The organism is Lyngbya aestuarii BL J (assembly GCF_000478195.2).
GTDB lineage: Bacteria > Cyanobacteriota > Cyanobacteriia > Cyanobacteriales > Microcoleaceae > Capilliphycus > Capilliphycus aestuarii.
The window spans coordinates 1-22699 of record NZ_AUZM01000086.1 but is presented as its reverse complement, the minus strand read 5'-3'; the positions used below and the strand labels follow the sequence as shown (position 1 = coordinate 22699).

At 42.2% G+C, this 22699-nt stretch carries 14 protein-coding genes and 2 pseudogenes; 7 read left to right on the top strand and 9 right to left on the bottom strand.

The window, feature by feature from the left end; all coding sequences use genetic code 11:
- Positions 1-252 (bottom strand): annotated as a pseudogene (locus M595_RS31925) (RNA-guided endonuclease TnpB family protein); the annotation flags it as partial.
- Between the two features lie 440 nt (positions 253-692).
- On the opposite strand from M595_RS31925, the gene M595_RS23885 reads away from it, so the two are divergent.
- The gene (locus tag M595_RS23885) at positions 693-899 is read left to right on the top strand and encodes a hypothetical protein (RefSeq protein WP_040484590.1); all 207 of its coding nucleotides are present in this window, start codon (positions 693-695) and stop codon (positions 897-899) included.
- 241 nt (positions 900-1140) lie between these two features.
- Here the strand turns inward: M595_RS23885 and M595_RS23880 are convergent, their stop codons facing one another.
- The gene (locus M595_RS23880) at positions 1141-3396 is read right to left on the bottom strand and encodes an APC family permease (RefSeq protein ID WP_040484589.1); all 2256 of its coding nucleotides are present in this window, start codon (positions 3394-3396) and stop codon (positions 1141-1143) included.
- 304 nt (positions 3397-3700) lie between these two features.
- On the bottom strand, positions 3701-5104 hold the full coding sequence (locus M595_RS23875) for an amidase (protein WP_023069086.1): 1404 nt from the start codon (positions 5102-5104) through the stop codon (positions 3701-3703).
- 357 nt (positions 5105-5461) lie between these two features.
- Between M595_RS23875 and M595_RS23870 the strand changes: the two genes are divergently transcribed.
- Positions 5462-6736, top strand: a complete 1275-nt coding sequence (locus M595_RS23870) for a type IV pilus twitching motility protein PilT (protein ID WP_023069091.1) — start codon at positions 5462-5464, stop codon at positions 6734-6736.
- A 177-nt stretch (positions 6737-6913) separates the two neighbouring features.
- Positions 6914-7720 (top strand): circadian clock KaiB family protein, encoded by an 807-nt coding sequence (locus tag M595_RS23865; protein ID WP_023069078.1) that lies wholly within the window; start codon positions 6914-6916, stop codon positions 7718-7720.
- 115 nt (positions 7721-7835) lie between these two features.
- Here M595_RS23865 and M595_RS23860 read toward each other — a convergent pair whose 3' ends face one another.
- Positions 7836-9428 (bottom strand): Hsp70 family protein, encoded by a 1593-nt coding sequence (locus M595_RS23860; RefSeq protein ID WP_023069083.1) that lies wholly within the window; start codon positions 9426-9428, stop codon positions 7836-7838.
- Between the two features lie 333 nt (positions 9429-9761).
- On the opposite strand from M595_RS23860, the gene M595_RS23855 reads away from it, so the two are divergent.
- Positions 9762-13526, top strand: a complete 3765-nt coding sequence (locus M595_RS23855) for a PAS domain S-box protein (RefSeq protein ID WP_023069079.1) — start codon at positions 9762-9764, stop codon at positions 13524-13526.
- A 19-nt stretch (positions 13527-13545) separates the two neighbouring features.
- On the opposite strand, the gene M595_RS23850 is transcribed toward M595_RS23855, so the two are convergent.
- The 3 genes and pseudogenes from M595_RS23850 to M595_RS23840 form a co-directional block, all read right to left on the bottom strand.
- Positions 13546-14373: an alpha/beta fold hydrolase gene (locus M595_RS23850; RefSeq protein ID WP_023069092.1), complete on the bottom strand. Its 828-nt coding sequence runs from the start codon at positions 14371-14373 to the stop codon at positions 13546-13548.
- A gap of 248 nt (positions 14374-14621) precedes the next feature.
- On the bottom strand, positions 14622-15089 hold the full coding sequence (locus M595_RS23845; protein WP_023069082.1) for an NUDIX hydrolase: 468 nt from the start codon (positions 15087-15089) through the stop codon (positions 14622-14624).
- A 12-nt stretch (positions 15090-15101) separates the two neighbouring features.
- A pseudogene (locus M595_RS23840) lies at positions 15102-15621 on the bottom strand (peroxiredoxin).
- Between the two features lie 182 nt (positions 15622-15803).
- Between M595_RS23840 and M595_RS23835 the strand changes: the two are divergent.
- Both M595_RS23835 and M595_RS23830 read left to right on the top strand, forming a co-directional pair.
- Positions 15804-17270, top strand: coding sequence for a sensor histidine kinase (locus M595_RS23835; RefSeq protein ID WP_023069088.1), 1467 nt, complete (start codon positions 15804-15806; stop codon positions 17268-17270).
- A 284-nt stretch (positions 17271-17554) separates the two neighbouring features.
- Positions 17555-18739, top strand: a complete 1185-nt coding sequence (locus M595_RS23830) for a histidine phosphatase family protein (RefSeq protein ID WP_023069089.1) — start codon at positions 17555-17557, stop codon at positions 18737-18739.
- 28 nt (positions 18740-18767) lie between these two features.
- On the opposite strand, the gene proB is transcribed toward M595_RS23830, so the two are convergent.
- Positions 18768-19892 (bottom strand): glutamate 5-kinase, encoded by a 1125-nt coding sequence (proB, locus tag M595_RS23825; protein ID WP_023069095.1) that lies wholly within the window; start codon positions 19890-19892, stop codon positions 18768-18770.
- Between the two features lie 320 nt (positions 19893-20212).
- Positions 20213-20731 (bottom strand): YqeG family HAD IIIA-type phosphatase, encoded by a 519-nt coding sequence (locus tag M595_RS23820; protein ID WP_023069084.1) that lies wholly within the window; start codon positions 20729-20731, stop codon positions 20213-20215.
- A gap of 316 nt (positions 20732-21047) precedes the next feature.
- On the opposite strand from M595_RS23820, the gene M595_RS23815 reads away from it, so the two are divergent.
- The coding region (locus M595_RS23815; RefSeq protein ID WP_023069093.1) for an efflux RND transporter periplasmic adaptor subunit at positions 21048-22699 on the top strand (1652 nt) is incomplete at its 3' end.

The following is a 22699-nucleotide window of genomic DNA, read 5'->3' as shown; positions in this document are numbered from 1 at the left end:
CCGTTCGATTGATGCCCAAGCCCTTTCTGCGTGTGCCTGCCTCGCCATAGAGTTTAATCTGGCTACCCAGGGAAACTCCTGATTATCGGACAGCACCTTGCAGTGCTTATAAGCATCGTTGCGACTTTTGACCTGACCATCTAACCACGCTCTGATGACGCTGTTCCGAACAAAACGCCCCGTCCGAATGGCTTCATCTAACCTTCGGTACTGACTTTCTGTTCCTTTCAGCTTCATCTCGTAGACCAGCATAGTTATCGTTATCACCTACGATAAATTATCGTAACACAGGCTTCTTCCCCTGCCAAATAAATTTAGCTCTCTCGCAGAGCAATCCCCCGTTTGAAAACGGGGGCTTTACGCATCGTCACCGTAAGAATTACCTATTTTTGTTTAATCGCGTCAGCGGTCACTCATTATTTAAAGAAGATCTAACAAATCTCTAACATTTTACACACTTTTTACTCTAGACAATTCTCCGATACATCACTTAATCCTTACTGACAGAACATAGACAACAGACTTAATCTAAAAAGTAAGCTAAGTAGAAGGCAGAACTAAACTTAAAATTCTCACCTCTTATAAAGAAGGCAGGATTGAACAGGGTAGCAGAATATACAATCATAAAAAAATTTAAGTTTTGTTGTGCCTCTCTACAGAAAAAACAAACCCTAATTCAGATGAATTGAGTTATGAATTCTCAAGCTATGTCTGCTTTAAACCCTCTCACAATTGGCCAAGTCATTGATCAGATCATCGCCACAGGGCAACTGACTTTAAATGATCAAAGACTACTGCATAACTTAAGTCGAATCCAGCCTTCAATTAGCCACGAAGAAAATCATAAAATCCAGAAATTGCGAGAACGTCTACAGATGGGTTTACTCAAACTCACCTAGTCGAATCAATCGAAATTTCAACCTCTATAGCGCTACTTGAATCGGGAACAGGGAACACCGGATCAGGGAACAGTAGACTGTGAAAGGGTTTTAGGATCTAGAAATGTCCTAACTTAAATGCGTAGTGCTATAAACCCATAAATCCCTAAATAAAATCCGACGAAATAGGAGATAAAAAATTGACTCTCAAGCGTCGGATTTTCAATAGAAATGGTATAAATTCCCACTCTGAATGTCGGGTTTACTGTTTTGTGGGAGTTGTTTCTTGTAAAATTTCAGCAAACGCAAAATTCGGAGCCGCTAAAACAAAAATTGTCGGGGGTAAACCTTCAGCCATTTTTTGCAAACCTTCATAATATTCACCATAATTCAACTCAGGAGACGGTTGAGCCATACCCAAGAACACTAAATCTGCATTGGATGAAGATTCATGCAAAATTTCTGGGAACGGTTTTCCCTCAGAAACAATCACATTTGGTGTTGCTCCAATGCGTAACTGTTCGACCACTTCTGCTAAATTAACACGAGCCGCTTGAGCCGCCGTTTCATTTGCAACCACTAACTTTAAATGGATCTGGGCCCCCCGCCAATCAATACTCGTTCGTAACAGATAAGACAAAATTAACATCAAGCCCCCATTGGCATTCAAACCCCCCCACCAAACATCAATTTTCTGACGCCGTTCAAACTCAGATGCAGTGGAGCGCAAAATAATCACACTACGTTCTCGCTTATTAAGTTCGGCGATCATCTGACAGTAAGAATCCCGACGTTTAGAAGATTGACTATCTCCTAACAGCACCGTATTGGGAATCAGTGGGCCAATTCCATAAGAATCAACTAACTGTTGAGCGCCCACAAACGGATCAGCTGCCGTAATCACCCGCACCAACCCTTGAATCCCACGTTTATCCAAATATTCGCGCAGTGTCGCTTCCATTTCACCACACTGAACCGGATTACGAGAACCACTGGGTAAAACAGTACAAAGGGTAAATAAACTCCGGTTGTGAGTAAAAGTAGAAGCCAGTTCTACTAAATGCCATCGTTTAGTCGGAGCGCCAGAGAAGGTTAAAATATGAGGGCGCCAATTTTTGGTATCGGGCGTGTAACTCAGTTGCAGAATACCCATTCTCACCAACGCCATCCAAATCCCTTGGCGCACATCACCCCAAGCCGCTTCTAGTTCTCGCCGTTCCAACCAGATGTAGATACCGGAGACAATCATCGCAGCCATGACAGTAGCCACAGCATCAATCAAAAACATCACGCCTAAGCAGCCCACTACACCCAAGAGTGAAAACATCCAATGAACTTTAAAAGACGGACGAAATGAAGGACTTCTGAGGAAACTTTCTAATCCTGCGGCTAAGTTTAAGACCAGATAAGTCGTGAGAAAGAACATACTGAGAACCGGAGCAATTAGGTTTAAATCTCCCACTGCGACGGCGAGCAACACAAAACCCAAAGTTACTGCTGTTGCGATGCGAGGCTCATCTTGTTCTCCGCTTCCGGTTCCCAGAAAGCGCAACCAAGGGGGCAAAATTCCATCTCGGGCTAAAGCTTGCAATACCCGAGGCGCTCCTAAAATACTCCCTAAAGCACTGGATAATGTTGCTCCCCAAACGCCTAATAAAACCGAAGGCCCCCAGATAGCAACGCGCTTCATAATCAGTGGGTCAGCCAATAGCAACTCTGTTCCTGCACCTTTCGATAAAAACAGGGGAATCACCATATAAATGATGTAACCCGTAATCACAGCCGCCAAGGTGCCAACCGGGATAGATTTTGTCGGATCTCGTAAATCTCCCGACATATTCACCCCCGCCATAATCCCAGTTACCGCCGGAAAGAAGACCGCAAAAACCTGCCAAAACCCAACTTTAACCGTGCTACGGGCAACTTCTAACTCAATGTCTGTGACGGCTAAAGGTTCGGGGAGTAAGATCGCTCCGGCAATAAAACAAATCAGCGATAAGACGATCGCTGCCATAATGAAATACTGAGCTTTAATGGCGAGTTCTGCGGATTTGACCGCCACAATTGTCACCAAAATTGTGGTAATTAACGCCACGACTCTGACATCTAACTGCGGAAAGGTAATTTTCAGACTTTCAGCAAAACCAATCGTGTACAACGCCACTGAAATGGCTTGAGCAAAATAAAGCGGAATGCCGACTGCCCCCCCCGATTCAATCCCCAAGGAGCGACTAATCATATAGTAAGCCCCGCCAGTACGGATGACTCGATCAGTGGAAATGGCACAAATGGATAGAGAAGTCAAAAAGGTAATGGAGGTGGAGAGAGTCACGATAACCAACGTTCCACCTAAGCCCACCTGTCCGACAACCCACCCAAATCGTAAGTACATGATCACGCCCAGAATCGTTAAAATTGAGGGCGTATAAACACCACCAAACGTCCCTAAACCTGAACCTGGTTGTTGGGGAGGCTTAGGACTTGATGGTTCCGAACGAGGAAACACTCGAAATTTCACGTTTGTCGTTGAGTTATAATACAAACAACAAGGATTAACTAAACTCCTTGTCTATCTTATTGTGCAGCTAAAAGCTGACAATCTTAAAGCAAGCTTGCAACAGGGAGTTAAAAAATACTCTCAATCTTAGGTTTGAGAGTTTCTGCATTTCATCAATTTGTCAATACACGACTTGCGACCTGCTATAGCTTAACAGCCTTTTTAGTGATCAGTTATCAATGTCACCCTGAGTAAATCCTGTGGCTCTAAACCCAACCCCAGGCTTTGAGATCTGAGATTTGAACTTCTGAATGTCTCAATTTTATTAACTGCTGATTGCGGTTGGACGATGATTCCAGGGTTTAGCGGCTTCGAGTTGAGCAGCGATGGCAATCAAAGTAATTTCATCGGCCGGTTTACCTATTAACTGCACCCCAATCGGTAATCCTTCAGCACTCAAACCAGTCGGAATGGCGATCGCTGGCTGTCCGGTTGCATTAAAAGGCGGACAAGGAGCAATCCATTTGATAATCTGTTCGATGGTTTCTTCCGGAGATAGATGTTCATATTCTCCCACACGAATCGCTGAGTGCATATAGGTCGGAAGAAGTAAAATATCAAACTGATCAAAAAAAGCAACAATGCGACGAGCAACCCCTTGCAATTGACTCACCGCCCGTAAATAATCCCCGGCTGATCCGGTTTGTTCGAGTAACCATTGATTCATCGGGGTCAGTAAGTCCTTGGGAATACCGGATGCCGCTACACCCGCTTGCCAAACCACTTTAAACGGTTCAATCAGATCGGTAAAATCTGGACAACCCCGTTCCACTTGATGTCCCATGTCTTCTAAAAGCTGCACGGTATCTTTAACCGCCTCTTGACAAGCTTCTGTTGCTTCACCAACTGGAGGAATTTTGGTTGAAAAGGCAATTTTTAGCGATCCTATCGGGTGTTGAGTCGCCTGTAGAAATGAAACCTCTGGATTGGGCAACCAGTAGGGATCTCCAGTCACATAACCCGACATTACATCCAGTAAAGCCGCCGCATCTGCTACTGTGCGAGCGATCACCCCGTTAGTTGAAATGCCATTTTGATAGTCACCGACAGGGGCATGAGAAATACGACCCCGAGACGGTTTGAGTCCGACTAACCCACAACAAAAAGCGGGGCCACGTACAGAACCACCCCCATCTGAACCGTGAGCGATCGCACAAAGTCCCGCAGCTACAGAAGCCGCAGCACCCCCAGAAGAACCTCCCGGAGTATATTCTAAATTCCAAGGATTACGAGCCGGCAGAAAGCCTTCAGGTTCGGTATAAGGCAACGAACCCACTTCAGAAGTAGCCGTTTTGCCGAGGATAATAAATCCGGCTTGGCGAATGCGAGTGACAACGGCATCATCATAAGTAGCCTCTTGGTTCATCAACACCCGAGAACCGTAAGTACAGCGAACTCCGGCTACGGCATTGAGATCTTTTATAGAAATCGGCACCCCGAAAAAAGGGGGAAGTTCTAAAGGATCGTCAGTGGCGAGTTGTTCGGTTTGGGTTTGCGCCTCTGCGATCGCCGTCTCTGCCATTACTGTAAAATAGCAGCCGAGTTGCGGATTTAACAATTCAATCCGATTGAGATAAAGTTCAACTAATTCTGTCGGTGAGAGTTGTTTGCTACGAATCAGTTGGGCTTGCTCAAGTGCAGAACTAAAGGCGAGATCGTCTAAATTCATATATACAGTTTAGAGGTTTAACCTGATTTTCCTCAATATTGAGGTTTTTTTGGCAAGAAGTTTATTTTGTCATCTGATTTGGGGAATACTGATGGATTGAGACTGTATTTTCAGTTGAATCCTACAATTTTCGGGTTTGACAAATTCACAACTTTACCCATTAATAGTATGGCTACACTCTGAGCTTTTACATCTTCAAAAAAATATAAGTTACCGATGATTCCGCCCTTTGACGAAGGAGACGGCACGAACCGTTTATCAATTCTTGAGTCTCTTTGCGATCTTCAAGAATTCAAGGCTAGACTGAACTTAAATCTCTACCCCAGTCCTCTCATCAATTATTAAGGTAGTGCAATTATGACACAAGCATCTCGTCCTCCTGTTCCACCGCCACCAAAAGTCCCCCGTCCTCCAGCACCGCCAAAAGTGGGTCGTTCTCCCGGTGTTTCGGCTGAAGTTGCTACTCCTCAAGCCCCTTCTCAAGCCCCTCGGTCTACTGAAGCCCCTCAATTGGCTCAACCCGTTGCATCGGGAGCGGCGGGATCTCGGCGAGGCCCTGGCCCGACAGAAGGACATCCCACCCTCAGAGAAATTGTTACACGAGCTAACGAAGAAGGCATTTCTGACCTTCACTTAGGGGTGAATGAAGAACCCCGCTTCCGCAAACGGGGTGATATTGTCTCCCCAGGGTATCCGGTAACAGACTTAAATACTTTTATGAGTTGGTTACGGGAATGTATGAGCGATGATGAAATTGGATATTTTCAACAAAATTTAGACTTTGATGGGGCTTTTGACTTTGGCTTTGTGCGGGTGCGGATTAGTGCTTTTGATACCTTCAGAGGCCCGTCGATGGTATTACGATTGATTGCGGCTACAATTCTCACCATGGAGCAACTCAATCTACCGGAAGTCTTTAAAAAAATCTGCCACTACCACAAGGGACTGATGTTAATCACCGGACCGACGGGTTCAGGGAAGTCTACGACCCTGGCGGCGATGATTGACTACATGAATAAGAGTTTTCCCTATCATATTATTACCATTGAAGACCCGGTAGAATTTGTTCACGAAAGTAAAAAAGCGTTGATTAAACACCGGGAAGTCGGACGTCATACCCTCAAGTTTTTTAACGCCCTTAAAGGAGCTTTGCGTCAAGATCCCGATATGATGCTAGTCGGTGAAATTCGGGATAAAGAAACCATGCAAATTGCGCTCAAAGCTTCAACAACAGGTCACTTAGTCGCCGGAACTTTACACACCAACAGCGCCATTAAAACCCTAACTCGGATTTTGGATATGTTCTCGGCTGAAGAACAGAAATCGATTAAAGTCTCGCTTTCTGAATCGTTGGTGGCGATTATTGCTCAGTTACTCTGTAAAACTACTGATGGTAAGCGGGCGGCTTTTCATGACATCTTAATCAATACTGATGTCATCAAAGAATACATTGTTAAAGATCAGTACGAAGAAATTAACCAAATTATGCTTAAAGATACCTATGAAGGTATGACCACAATGAATAAATCTCTTTACACTCTCTATCAAGAAGGTCGAATTACAGAAGAAACCTGTCTAGAGATGTCACCCTACCCCAATGAGATGGCTCAAATGCTACGGGGCCGCGTTTAGTCATCGTTGCTCTCAAGTCTAAGAAAAGTCTGAAGTTTAAGCCCTTGATCTCAAGTTTAAGGTAAAGTGTGAATTGTGAGGAATTTTATTGAGCCTAACTGGGCGATCACAGTTCACACTTCTTGCTGAGTGGATTTGTGAAATTATCCAATTTCTTTGGTTCCTTAATCGGTAGCCTTGAACTTTGCTAAACCGACTGAATCTACCAACTCCCCGTTATTCAAAGGAATTGCACTTTTTACTCCAGGGGGAGATTTAATTTACTGTATCGACCCCAGTAAACGGCGTCGATGGCATTTACATTTGTGCGGAGCTTTACAGGAAATTTTGGGACTGTCAGAAACGCCCCACTTTTTAGTTCCCTGCTATACGGCGACTCTTGACCAGTGGCTTGATCCCAATACCCAAACGGTTAAACAGTCTGCTGAAGCCTATCCTCCGGTGCTACGTTATCAAACTTTGCTCAATGCTGTTTTTGGTCTTGACAATTTAGTTTGGCAACCCACCAGAGAACCTGAAGAATTGTGTAACCCTCTTGTTATTTCGACTTATTATCAACAGTTCCCCCAACTTTGGGAAAATCACGACTTGGTTGTACAATTTCAAAAAATGGATACTCAACTTGATGCAGACCGACGAAAAGTAACTTCTACGTTGCGATCGCAAAGTTTACGATTTAATCAGTCTTCAGAGATTAATTCACCGCAAACCGCCGGATATGTTCTCCGTTTATTTGTTTCGGGTCATAGTTTAGCAACGGAACGAACTCTCGCCACACTTCATAAACTTTTAGAACGATCTGTTAATCACCCTTATACTCTAAAAGTTATTGATGTGCTGAAACATCCCGAACAAGCTGAAGCCGATCAAATCTCAGCAACTCCCACTTTGATTAAAATCTGGCCGGAACCCATCCGGCGGATTGTCGGAGAATTAAATGATGTGGAGATGATTTTACGCTTATTGGGAACCTTAGAAGATTAAGACCCTCCTTTTAGGTTTCCCAACTCTTTTTCTCTAAAATTCCTCGACTTGTACAAACAAGTTAAGCCGACCTGTAAATCTGATTTAAAACTGAATATTTCCAAACAACTTCCCTCTAACTAAGCTGCACAACGGCTTGATTATTGACTAAAATTTCAGAGGTAAGTAAATCCTCAATAGTCAGTCTTAAAAACCGCTTGTCATCCACTTGAAATAAGACTTTGATGCGATCACTTCCCGGATATCCGGGCGGATTTAATCGGGCAATGCTGCGTCCTTCTTCCGTATCGTTTAACGGTTGTACTGCTGTTTTGTCAGGGGCTAAAGTCCGTGTAACTAAGCGATCGCCATCAAAAAAGACTTCCGTTCCTCCCGTTTCCGCCCCCAACTCTCCAATCACTAATTCAATACTCGGTTGATTTTCTAAAGAAGCACCCAAAACTAATTCTACTGCTTCGCTCATCGGATAAGGTTGACCCGACTTAATAATCGGATGCCAATTGTGACAATTATCCCGACGATTCCAATAGCGAATCCCATAACTATGATAAAGAAAATCTTCAATTTTAGTCCCCAAACTTAATTGTAAAGCTCCATGAGAAATCGCTTCAAAAGGCCGCTCACAAAGAATTTTTTCAGGTTCAAAATACTGTTTTGCCCAATGTTGAACCGCCGGAATTTTTGTAGTTCCTCCCACCAATAAAACACCGCTAATATTATTCTTTTCCACGCCTTGACGTCGAGCTTGCTGTAACACTTGGTTCAGGGATCGATCTAGATTTTCAAAAAACTGATGTTGTGTTAGAATATTCTCAAATTGATCGCGAGTCATTTCCAGTTCATAACTTTCTAAGGTTTCATCATTAAAATAGACTTCACTCGCTTGAGTTTGTAAAGAAAGCTGAATTTTTAATCGTTCAACTAAACGAGCAGTAAGCGGGGTTTTCACCAATTCCTGCGTTTGGGAAAAATAATCCATTAACCAATTATCAATATCTGAACCGCCCAAATTTTGACCTGCTTTTGCTAAAACTCGCGCTGTTTTTGTCTTTTGTCCAGAAGATTCAGCAAAGGATTTTTGACCCCATTTGAGAATAAATCCTAGCGGTTGTTTTTGTACCGTTTTGTTGAGTCGAACTAAAGATAAATCAAGCGTTCCCCCCCCAAAGTCAATCACTAATAACAGATCTTTTTCTGCGAGTCCATATCCCAAAGCGGCGGCTGTGGGTTCATCCAACATTCTCACCTGTTCGACATCGAGAGACTGACAGACTTGACCTAACCAATGACGGTAGGCTTCAAAACTGTCAACCGGAACTGTAAACACTAAAGAGTCTACAGGTAAAGGAATCTCTCGAACCGCATCTAACACTTGAGTGAGAAACCACTCACCTACCCGTTCAAAGGTGACAACTTGACCATCAAGTTGAGGGAGAAATCCCTGAATATCGCTGCCAATTCCGCGTTTAAAATTGCGAAAAAAGCGCTGATCACTGCTGATATCATAACCCTGATCTCGCACTTGCTGACCTAACACGACCTGATTGGTAGTGGCATCTGTGACATAGACCAAACTCGGAATCAGAGGGGGGTTTTGAGTCGATATCCAGCTTAACCCTGGAAGTTTCAGAGTTTCGGGCTGTTGTGTGGCTGGATTCCAACGGGATACAACGGTATTACTGGTACCAAAATCAATTGCGATTACCATTCAGTCTAATTTTACAACAAGTCTAAATTTTATGATACTAGCGGATCTGAAGTTACCGTAGGGATCATTGATCAAGGATCTCTAAGCGTTCACTAAACTTAACATCGGAATTCTTCACCGTTCACTGTCCAACATCCTGACTTTTTTGAGCTTTTTTACTGTTAAGATTTCATTATTATAGTCATAATTTTTAATCCTCTATTTGTAGATTTAAAATATTTTTGCACTTTACAATATAAAGAATTGTTAAAAAAAATAAGATTTTTTATCATTTTATTTCTATCTGTGAATTAAGATCATGCCAAGAGAAGTCATTGAACAAGAGAGAATACGATGAACTCAGAAAATAAAGCAGAAGAACTCCAAAATACCATCTCAATTCTGAGAGAGAAGGTGCAGAAGCTTGGTGCCGAAAAAGACAAATTACTCGATTGTTTAGGCTTAAATCTTGAACGGCAACTGCAAGAATATATGGCAAAACTTCAGTTACAATCTCAACGAGATAGTTTATTATCCTCCGTATCTTTACGGATTCGTCAATCTCTCAATCTCAGTGAAATCTTGCAAACAACCGTTAATGAAGTGCGTCAATTTTTACAGAACGAACGAGTCATTCTCTATCGCTTTCAACCCAATTGGGATGGAGAAGTCTTGGTAGAATCCGTAGAAACACCTAGATGGTCACTCGCAGGAAAATCTGTACAAGATCCTTGTTTTTTCAACACAAAAGATAGATTTTATAAAGCCAATGAAATTCATGTTTTTGAGGATCGAGAAAAAGCAAATTTAACCTCATGTTATGCTGACTTTTTAGCCCAACTAAAAGTGCGATCTAACTTAGTCGTACCCATTTTACTCACCGACACAAAAACCCAATCTCCCCTTCCTCCATCCGAAAACCAATTATGGGGATTATTAATTGCTCAAAACTGTTCAAAACCTAGACATTGGTCTGATTGGGAGATTAAATTTTTACAACAACTCGCCATCCAAGTCGCGATCGCTATTCAACAAGCTTCCTTAGTCACACAACTCCAAAACGAATTAGTAGAACGACAAAAAGCCGAACTTGCTTTAAAAATGGCAAAAGAAAATTTAGAAATAAAAGTCCGAGAGCGAACTTTAGCCTTAGAGCAAACCAATCTGCATTTACAACGAGAAATTTGGGAACGACAGCAGAAAGAAATCAGACTCCGACTCTTAGAACGAGCTATCGCCTCTAGCCATAGTGGAATCGTAATTAGCGATCCGACACAACAGGAAAATCCGATTATTTATGTGAATTCTGGCTTTGAAAAAATGACAGGCTATCGCGCCGCCAAAGTGATAGGAAAAAATCATCGTTTTTTGTATCGTGATGACATTCATCAAGTCGGTTTACAAGAAATAGAGACCGCTTGGCGAGAAAAACGAAGTTGTTCTGTGATTGTCCGCAATTACCGAGAAAATGGAACATTATTTTGGACAGAAGTAACCACTTCTCCTGTGCAAGATCCAGAAGGAAGACTGACTCATTATGTCAGTATCAGAACTGATATTACCGAACGAATTCAAGCTCAACAAGAGCGAGACTGCTTTTTTAATCTTTCCTGTGATTTACTCTGTATTGCCAACTTTGACGGCTATTTTGTGCGAGTTAATCCAGCTTGGGAACGGACACTCGGTTATACAGAAGAAGAATTTATTACCCAAGCTTTTATTGAGTTTGTTCACCCCGAAGATCGCGATCGCACAATTGCAGAACTCGAACGCTTAAAAGAGGGGGTAAACACCTTAGAATTTGAAAATCGTTATCGCTGTAAAGACGGAACTTATCGCTGGTTCTTGTGGACGGCAACACCTGTTTTAGAACAAGATCGTATTTATGCTGTGGCGCGTGATATCACCCAACGGCAGCAAGCAGAAGTAAAAATTCGTCAAAGTGAAGAACGTTTTCGCACCGTCGCTAATTTCACTTATAATTGGGAATCTTGGATTAATCCCGACAGAAACTTTCTGTATGTTTCTCCATCTTGTAAACGAATTACGGGATATCAACCTGAAGAATTTATTCGCAACCCACAACTATTAATCGCAATTGTTCATCCTGAAGATCGAGAGATTATTTTAGAATATTTGCAAGAACATTTTCAGCAAAATCAACCTTATTTTGTCGATTTTCGGATTATTACCCAGACCGGAGAAATACGTTGGATTGCTCATCAATGTCAATCTGTTTATAGTAATGATGGACAGTGGTTAGGACGACGAGTCAGTAGTCAAGATATTAGCGAACAAAAACAGATCGAACAAGCATTACGAGAAAGTGAAGAACGTTACCGTCGCATTATTGAAACCACAATTGAGGGTGTTTGGGTGATTGATGCGGCGAACAGAACCACGTTTGTTAATGAACAAATGGCGACAATGCTCGGTTGTCATGTAGAGGATATGATGGGAAAATCGATGTTTGAGTTTATTGATGAGGACAACTGGGAAATCGCCGCAGCAAACCTGGAACGTCAGCGTTTAGGAATCTCAGAACAACATGATTTTAAGTTTCGCCGTCAAACAGGAGAGATTCTCTGGACCTCTGTCTGTATGGCACCTATTTTTGATACATCTAATCAATATATGGGTGCTTTTGCTATGATTACTGATATTACCAAACGTAAGCAAATAGAACAAGCCTTACGCGAGAGTGAAGAACGATTTCGGTTGATGGCCGATCATGCTCCGGTATTGATTTGGATTTCAGGAAATGATGCGCTCCGTTACTTTTTTAATCAAAGTTGGTTATCTTTTACCGGACGAACTTTAGAACAAGAAGTTGGTAATGGTTGGATAGAAAATCTTCACCCAGAAGATAGAGAAGAATTTTTAAAAGTCTATCAGCATAAGTTTCAACTGCGAGAAGAATTTTATCTTGAATATCGCTTAAAACGTGCGGATGGGGAATATCGCTGGTTACTCGAAACAGGAATTCCTCAAGTTAATCAAAGTCAAGAATTTACAGGATATATTGGTTCTTGTATTGATGTTACTGAAAGTAAAAAAATCCGGCAACAGTTACGTGAAATTAATACTCAATTAAGGGAGGGGATGAATGCTTTAGAACAGCGTAATCAAGAGATGGTATTACTGGGGGAGATGAATAGCTTTGTGCAAGCTTCTAGTTCATTACAAGAAGCCCATCAGATGCTTGCTGATTTACTCAAACCTTTATTTCCTGACTGTGGAGGAGGTGTATTTCTATTGGGAGAGTCAGAACATTATGTCGAAGCCGTTGCCACCTGGGGAAGCGAAGATTTTGTCATCCCAACCCTCTTTCGACTCGATGAATGTTGGGCGTTGCGACGAGGATGTGTTCATTGGATAGAAGCAAAATCTCCAAATTTATTTTGTCAACATATTACTCAAGAGAATGTTCTACCCGCAGAGTCGTTGTGTGTGCCGATGATGGCTCAAGGAAATACATTAGGATTACTTTATATTGCTGCATTAACTTCAGGACAACTTACACCCGCCAAGCAACAACTTGCTCGTACTGTTGCAGAACATTTAGCAGTTGCTTTAGCTAATGTTAAACTTCAAGAAAAGTTTAAAGCCCAAAGTATGCGAGATGCACTAACGGGACTTTTTAATCGTCGTTATTTAGAAGAATCTTTAGAACAAGAAATTCATCGGGCAAGACGAAATCACTATTCTGTGGGAATTGTGATGATTGATATTGACCATTTTAAACGGTTTAATGACCAATTCGGACATGATGCGGGAGATGAAGTTCTCAAAACAGTCGCTCGGTTACTCCAAAATAGTGTACGGAGTTCTGATGTTGCTTGTCGTTATGGAGGAGAAGAATTAACGTTGATTTTACCGGAAGCTTCCCTCAGTGATACTCAAGCCCGATCTGAACAAATTCGTTATCAGATTGAACATTTACAGTTACATCATGAAAATCAATCTTTAGGCTCGATTACGGCGTCTTTTGGTGTAGCTTGTTTCCCCGAACATGGAGAGACATTAGAAGCGGTACTCACAATAGCAGATACCGCTCTTTATCAAGCAAAGGCTTTAGGAAGAAATCGAGTAGTTTGTGCCACAGATAGGGGTGAATAAAAAACAGTTAAACTCTTGATTAAACTATTTTCAGATACCCAGCAATGAATTCTCGAATATATTGGGCAATTACATCGGGAACTTCTGCGGGTAAATTGTCATTACCCGGTTTAACAAATTGTAAATCAGCCATCGGTGCAAGAACAGAATAGGATTCACTCATCGATAATGCGATCGGTTGGTCGTGAGTTCCTTGTAAAATCAGTACAGGCGCTCTGAGGTTAGACAAGCGTTCATCCAATAATTCTGAACGATACTCTGCCCATCGCCGTTTAAACAGGAGTCGGGAAGCACTGACATAATTCAGCATTTGTTGTCTTTGTTGTAGCGTTTGTTTGACTTTCTTCCCCTGTCCAATTAAAAAGGCAAACGGATAAATCAGTTTTAAGATAAAATGTAAAGGTGCAGGCCCATGAGCTAACCAACGACGCCAACGCCAACGTCCTTCTTGCTCGCTTGCCTTCACCCCTTCCGGAGAAATTAATACAATACGTCGCACTCTTTCGGGGTATTTCAACGCAAAACTCGCGGCTATCCATCCCCCTAAAGAATGACCAACTAAACAAACATCTTCTAACTTCAGTAAGTTGAGATATTCTGCTAGACTTTCTACCATTAAATCGATAGAATAGTGAATATTGGGAAACTCTGATTCTCCACATCCCAATAAATCCGGCGCAAAACAACGATATTCGCCACACAAATGCTCAAAAACAGGCAACCATTGACTACCATCCTGCCACGCTCCATGTAAAAATACGAGGTTAAGGTCGGAGTAGCCAGCTTCACGCCAGAAAATTTGACCCTGAGACAGTTTGATGCGCGAGTGATGAATCTGTTCAAACATCGTTAAAATTTTATTTTATGAGCTGAATAAACAACAGGTTTAAGTGGGTATGAGAGTGTTTATAACAGAAAAAAGTCAGAGCGGCTAGAGGGACAAAGTACCCATGAGATGATTAGATTCACTCTTTTGTCTCTGCTAACTCTTGCTTATGTCGAGTTTGTATTACTCATTGGTTTATTTTTAGCCAACTTTCAAATTAATGTCAATTTAGATCTACACTAAACTGAATACAAACTCTAATCGTCTGTTTAAGCTAATGTTGTGCGACCTTCTAAGTAGTCTTGAATTTGGCGGGCGTAGTCATGGCTGAGGGTATCTTTAGGAATTGACTCTCGACTAAAAGCTTTGACTTCACTAATTTCAACTTGATCCTGAATACTAATTGAGCCTTGAACCTTTGCTTCGACTAAAATACAAATAGAATGAACTCTCGGATCGCGATCAGGTGCGGAGTAAACCCCGACTAAACGACCCATTTCGATTAACTCAAGTCCGGTTTCTTCGAGGAGTTCTCGTCGCATCGCAGTGGGGATATCTTCGCCCCAGTCTACCATGCCTCCCGGTAAAGCCCATTTACCATTATCACGCCGTCGAACGAAGATAATTTGGCCATCCGGTAAAATCGGGACAACACTCACGCCTGTAACTGGATGGCGGAAGATAATTCCCAATACCGTCTGTCCAAACTGCCATAACTTTTTGACAGATTCTACCAATGTTTTAAACCTCTATTCTGGGGTAAACAGTTTAAGAACTTCAGCCGCATGATCAGCAGGTTTGACTTTGCGATAAATCTTAACAAGCTGACCATCAGCATCAATCACAAATGTATGACGGTAAACTCCCATAAACTCTCGACCCATAAACTTTTTTAACCCATAACTCCCATAAAGACTAGCGACTTTTCCGCCTTCGTCAGACAACAAAGGAAAAGGAAGTTGATGTTTGCTGACAAATTTTGCATGAGATTTAGCATCATCTGTACTTACGCCCAACACCGCAATATTTTGAGAACGGTATTCTGCATACAGATCCCGAAAACCACAAGCTTCTTTTGTACAGCCGGGAGTATGATCGCGAGGGTCACTCGTTCCCCGGATTTTAAATCCGGGGCTTCTCTTGTGACCGCGTGCTGCGGTAAAAATACAACACCACAGGTTGTCCTCGAAAATCACTTAAACTCACCGAAATTCCTTCGGTATCCGGTAACATAAACTCAGGAGCGATCTCGCCAGGGTTAAGAGTCATTGGACGTGAGAGTTTTAGGGTAAGATGATCTTTGGACACTCACATTATGTCTGATCGTGACTTTTTCTGCAAAATCCGGAAAGATAAGTTTAATGTCTCCCTCCACCGTTAACTGACGATAATTTCCGCCTCAAATCTTATTCAAGAATTCCGGTTGATCGCCAAAGATTCATCTAAAATAAATGTTTCAAGCAACTCGTCGCCGTTTGGCAATTTGGTACACCAGTGTCACTGCTGTTTTGTTAATATTATTCGTCTGTGGCTTTTTTCTCTATTTTCGTAATACGCTGATCGAACGAATTGATGATACCCTCAATCATGTCCTAGAAGTTGTCGAACGATCACTTGTGATTGAGTCTGTTTTTCTCGGAGAGGAAACGACTTCAGCAAATCGTCAGTTTTTAGTCAATGTAGAAGCCAGTTTTCGCCACAACACTGACGCTACAGATGATGATCGCATTGAGATCGAATGGTTTAGTCCGACGGGGGAATTATTGTGGTCTACGTTCTCGGAACCGTTGAATCTTCCTTTTCATCTCAACCGCAATGGGGAAACGGTTCGCATTCCTAAACTGGGTCAAACTGAATCTATTGTACTCCGACAAATCAGCGATCGCGTTCAAGTCGGTCGTCAGGTTTTGGGCTATCTCCGTATCAGTCATCCCTGGTTTGAAGTCACCAAACCCACTCGTCAATTGATGATTGATCTGACTTTGGGGGCGACTGTGGCGGTGATTTCGGTGGGGGCGATTGGTTGGTTTCTCTCCGGTTTAGCGATCGCTCCGGTGCGTGAATCCTATCAACGTTTAAAACAGTTTACCGCAGATGCGTCTCACGAATTGCGGAGTCCTGTGGCGACGATTCAAACCAATGTTCAAGTCGCTTTAGCTGAACCTGATCTCAATCCGAGTGAACGTCAACACCTACAATTGATCGAACGTCTAACTCGTCGTTTGGGGCGTTTAGTCGATGATTTGCTATTTCTCGCCCGTACTGATAGCGGAATTGTTCAATCTCAGTTTGTGTCGCTTCCTCTCGATGCGGTCTTAATGGAAGTGGTCGAAGAACAAACCGCGATCGCGACTGCAAAAGGAATTCATCTCCATCTCGATATTATTGATCCTCAAGTTCGAGAAATCGAAACTTCTACCGAGGAAACAGCAACTCCTGAGATGAGTTTAGAAGATTATTTTACCTTAACAGGGGATTGGGATCAATTGGTGCGTTTATTTACGAATTTGGTCGATAATGCAGTACAACACAGTCCTAAAGGGGGTAAAGTCACCGTTCAACTGCAATGGATTCGAGCGGGAAAACGTCTTTGGTTGAGTAAAGCCAGCGAATCTGGAGACAAACCCCATTTTCAATTTGAACGACTTCAAGTTTGGGTTCAAGATACCGGAATGGGAATTCCCCCAGAAGCCTTACCGCAAATTTTTGATCGTTTTTATCGAGTTGATCCGTCTCGGAGTCATCGTCGTTATCAAGGAACTGGACTCGGACTCGCGATCGCCCAAGCCATTGTTGACAATCATCAAGGTCAGATTCAGGTTGAGAGTCAACTCAATCAAGGAACAACGATTACTGTGACCTTACCTGTTTATCGGACAGGGCTATTTAATTCTAATCCTAATTCTCTGTTACCCTAACGCAACTTCCACATGACATCGATATGTCCGACTACTTAGGTATAGGGGAGTTTTAGTCACCTCACGCGATACATCCCCAAAAAAATTTTCTCTCGGTTGCGAAAAGTCTATCAGAGAAACCCTATAACTCTATACACGCGCTTCCTTATCCTCAGTGCTAACACTGAATACCGTAAGGGTATGGCGACTGCTGTACCCCTACTCTCTCTTCTGGGTGTCAGAGTATAAATGTTTCCAACAACGAACGCAACTCATTCTACTATTCAAACCGGGAGAAGCCTTTTATGCGTTTACCTGTTAATGTCCCTCGTCGCCTCAGTCATGAAACAACGATAATTTTAGTTCGTCACGGTGAAAGTCTTTCTGATCTTCCGGGTTATTATTCAGAAAACTATGATCAGGATGTCTTAACAGAAAAAGGTCGTGATCATGCTTATTTAACTGGTTTAGCATTAAAAAAATCGAAGATTAGTGCAATTTACACTAGCCCACTCAAACCGTCTCAACAAACGGCGATTGAAATTTTAGCGGCTTTTAGTCAAACAGGGAAAACTTTACCTCAAATGCGTCAGTCTGAAGATTTAGAAGAAATTGATCTTTCGGCTTGGCAAGGTTTACCGTTACAAAAGGTTAAAAAAGAATTTTCCCAGGAATTACAGAGTGAAGTTTATTCCTCTCCAATAGCAGCGACAAGACTGAAAAAATCGGCAGTCTTTACCCCAATTCAAAACTCTATTTATCCCGAATTAGCTCTTTATCAAGATTCTAAAAAGTTTTGGAAAACTGTTCTGAGTCACCATCAAGGTCAAACTATTTTAGTGATCAGTCATCGCCATAAAAATCGGGCTTTAATTAATACGGCTTTGGGTATTGAAGCTAATTTGTTTCATAGCATTCAGCAATCAAGTTGTGGTATCAGTATTTTAAAGTTTCCGCAAAATCGTCTCAACCCTGGAGAATTAAAGGCTATTAATATGACAGCTCATTTATGTGAAAGTTTACCTCGACTCGAAGTTGAAAACCAAGGATTACGTTTACTGTTTGTTTCCGCTTCCAATCAAAACCCTCAACAAATTAAAAAAATCTCTGAACAGCTTCAAGAGGTTTCAATTTATTTTTGTTTAAGTCAAATTTTGAATAACTCTCAAATTATATCCGACCAAATTCTTCGTTATCATCCCAATGTCATGCAGTTTCAAGTTTTAAAAGATGATTTGTTACAAGCATGGGAGAAAAAAATTCAAGAACGAAATCAAATTGCTTCGGCTTCTAAATACGAGAAAAAAGTACGAACAGGTTTAGTGATTGTAGATGATTTGATTATCAAACACTTTTTGAGTCAAGTTCTCAATTTAAGTTTAAATCAAGTTCAAAATTGGCAATTAGACCCCGGAACAATTCATTCTATATACTATCCATTTGAACATCCTGCAACGATTCAAACGCTTAATTATCGGTGTTATCTGTAGATAAATTGAGGATCTATTCACCCAAAAATTATCTATCTGGATCATTATAAATCACCAAATTATCTCGATGAATCACCGTTTCTGCTCCCGCATATCCTAACACTTCCGGAATTTTTTCGGAACGATATCCTTTGATTTTTTGGAGTTCTGCACTATTATAATTGACTAACCCTCTGGCAATTTCTCGACCTCCTAAATCACAGATTTTTACCGAATCTTGGGCTTGAAACTCTCCTTCAATTTGCGTAATTCCAGCCGCGAGGAGAGACTTTCCCTGTTGACCAATTGCTCGTACAGCACCCGGATCTAAATAGAGTTTTCCCATCGGAATTAATACATTAGCAATCCAATGTTTACGAGCATTAACAGGTCTTGCTTGTGCTGCAAAATGGGTTCCTATGGTTGCACCGTCTAGAATTTTTTCTAAATTTTGAGGGGATTTTCCCTCTGTAATTACGGTTCTAACCCCGGAACTGGTTGCAATTCTAGCCGCTTCTATTTTTGTAATCATTCCCCCGGTTCCCCAACCACTGCGCGAGTCTCCGGTTTGTACTTGTAGGTCTTGAAGTTGTTCGATATGAGTGACTAAATCAATCGGTTGTGCATTAGGATTATCACGGGGGTCGGCTGAATACAGTTGATCAACATCAGTCAATAAAAATAGCCAGTCTGCTTCGACTAAACTCGCCACTAACGCTGAAAGAGTATCATTATCTCCAAATTTGAGTTCATCAACAGCAACTGTATCATTTTCATTGACAATCGGAATAACACCCAGTTTTAAGAGTTGTTGAAAGGTATTATAAGCATTAACATAACCACTGCGTTGAATCAGATCACCACGAGTCAGGAGAACTTGAGCAATGGGTTGATTTAAACAAGTAAATAAATCATCATAAACCCGCATTAAACGCCCTTGACCCACTGCTGCTACTGCTTGTTTGAGGGTAATCGTGCGAGGTCGTTCACTCAGTCCTAAGCGATCGCAACCGACTCCGACAGCGCCTGAAGAAACTAAGACCACTTGTTTTCCTTTTTGGCGTAGGTGAGTCAGCGTCTCTACTAATGTTGCTAAGGTCGATAACGCTAAGTGACCTGTTTTCACTTGAGTTAAACTAGAAGTGCCAATTTTAACAACTATTGTTTGAGACATAGGAGTTTTTAAAGCGTAAGAATCGGGCTTTATTGTTGTTTTAACTCTCTCAGTTTGGGGTTTATTTACAGTTAATGAATAATTTTTATTTTCTCTGGAATCACAACCTCAGTTTTCCATGAAGAAATGCCAGCTTAGTTCTCATAAATATAGCTGGCACAATTGGCAGGAGTTGATTGATTATGTTTTATACTGAGGGTCTTTATATTAGATAGACCCAGATTTGAAAACATTGATATATTCCCATGAAAGTTTAATCACAAAAGTTTTCTTAACATTTTTTTACATTTGAGTCCATCAAGTCCCTGATCAACATTCATTTAATCAAGCTTGAGAGACGCCCCCAAAATATTAGAAAGCCACACTTCTAGCGATCGCATCGAATACAGTGTACTTCCGGGTGTAGAATCTAGCATCGGTTCAACCAAAATCGTAAACATTCCCAAGCGATTTCCGACTAATACATCGGTAAATAAGCGATCGCCAACCATACCAATTTGTGAAATCGGCAAATTCATCGCATCAACAGCCCGTCTAACTTTACGTCGAGACGGTTTACCTGCTCCACTAATGTAAGGCAAATTCAAAGCGTTAGCGATCGCACTAATTCGAGGTTGACTGATATTGTTACTGACCAACCACACACTCACGAGAGGTCGAATCGTTTCAATCCACTGATGAAGTTCCTCAGACACTTGAGAACGGGTAATAGGAAGCAACGTTTCATCAACATCCAATAGCAGGCCCCTCAAGCGATTTTGCTCTAGGATCTCTGGTTTCAAGCCAGTCACGGAATCACCTAATATCAAATCAGGTTGTAACAGGTTCCCCCAAGTCATAAACTACTCAGAAATTTTAGCTTTTTTATCATAGCTGAAAATTGTTCCCTCTTGATAACCAGGTTTACCGTGACACTTGAAAAAGTGGATGGTTGTCTGAGCAGATCGCAGTTGAAATTTATTTTTTGTCCTGATCAGAGCTGAGGTTCGAGATCTAGACCCAACGCTACCCTGTGCTACCCCGTTGACACTTGAAGATGTGGATAGTTCCACTCAGCAGATAGTCCTGAAATCATTAAGATCAAGATAGAGAGAGGATGCTGTTCATTATACCCTCTACTCCTGATGTAATAACTGTTGGAGGGTGAAACAATATATGTTATCGAGTCCGAAAGAAGAAATCTACGAACACAACGGTAAAGGTGAAATCGAGCCGAGTGTTGCTGAACAACCGATTCCGAAACAACCCAAACATCGCTTTAAACGCCTATTGGTTGGGCTATTGGCTACAGGTTTACTCACGGTTCCTTTTGCCTTGTATTGGGCTGGGAACCGCACCCAGCTTAAACCAGAGATGATTGAAAACCTCACGGTTCCTGTCGAAACTCAGGATTTAACGGTGCGGATAACCGCCAGTGGTGTTGTTCAACCTGTACGACGGGTGAACCTCAGCCCAAAAACGCAAGGACGTCTATCTGAACTGTTTGTCGAACAAGGTGATTATGTCGAAGCGGGTCAAGTTGTTGCGAGGATGGAAAGCGGAGAAATAGAAGCGCAGGTGTTACAAGCCGAAGCGGGGGTAGCGCGGGTAAGAGCGAACTTGAACAAATTACAAACGGGTAGTCGTCCCGAAGAAATCGCCGCCGCCCAAGCCAAGTTAGATCGGGCTTTAGCCAATTTAGCTGAACTCGAAGCCGGAACCCGGATGGAGGAAGTTGCTGTCGCTCAAGCTAAACTCAATGAAGCCGAAGCCAGGTTAGCCGATGCACGTTCGGGAAGTTTGGATGATGAAATTGCTCAGGCCCAATCTAGACTCACCGCCAACAAAGCGGATTTGGAACTGGCCAGTGAACGGGTGCGTCGCTATCAAGGCTTGAGAAATCAAGGGGCGGTTTCTGAAGATAGTTTAGAGGAATATCTGCAAAATGAACGCCGACTGAGTGCTGTCGTTGATGAAGCCGCCAGACGCATCGAACAACTTAAACAAAGTCAGCGAAGTCAAGTTGATAGACTCGTTGCAACAGTTGAGATGGAACGTCAAGCTTTGCGACAATTGCAAAATGGCGCTCGGGTTGAAGACATTGCCGCAGCGACCGCCGAAGTTGCAGAAGTTCGCAGCAATTTGAATCAGTTAATTAATGGAACTCGTCCGGAAGAAATAGCCGCAGCCCTGGCGGAAGTTCGAGAAGCTCAAGCACAAGTTCGCTACTATGAAACGCAGTTAGAAGATACAAAAGTTCGCGCCCCGTTTGCAGGAGTTATTGCTCAACGTTATGCAGTAGAAGGGGCATTTGTAACCCCGGCAACATCGGCATCCGATGCGACTTCAGCAACTTCAACTTCGATAGTGGCTTTGGCAAAAGATTTAGAAGTCTTAGCGAAAATTCCCGAAGCCGATATTGGTCGAATTCAACCCAATCAAAAAGTCGAAATTATTGCCGATGCTTACCCCGATCAAGTCTTTAAAGGACGGGTACAATTAATCGCCCCAGAAGCCGTAAAAGAACGAGATGTAACCCTGTTTCAAGCCCGAGTTGAAATGATCACCGGGAAAGATTTACTTCAGTCCGGGATGAATGTTGATTTAAAATTTATTGGGGATAAACTTAATAATGCGTTAGTGGTGCCAACCGTGGCAATTATTACTAATAAAGGAGAAACCGGAGTTTTACTTCCCGACGAACAAAATCAACCCCAATTTCATCCCGTAACAATCGGTTCAACGATTGGAAATCAAATTCAAATCTTAGAAGGAATCGAAGCAGGCGATCGCGTTTTCACTGAGTTACCCGAAGGCAAAAAACTAGA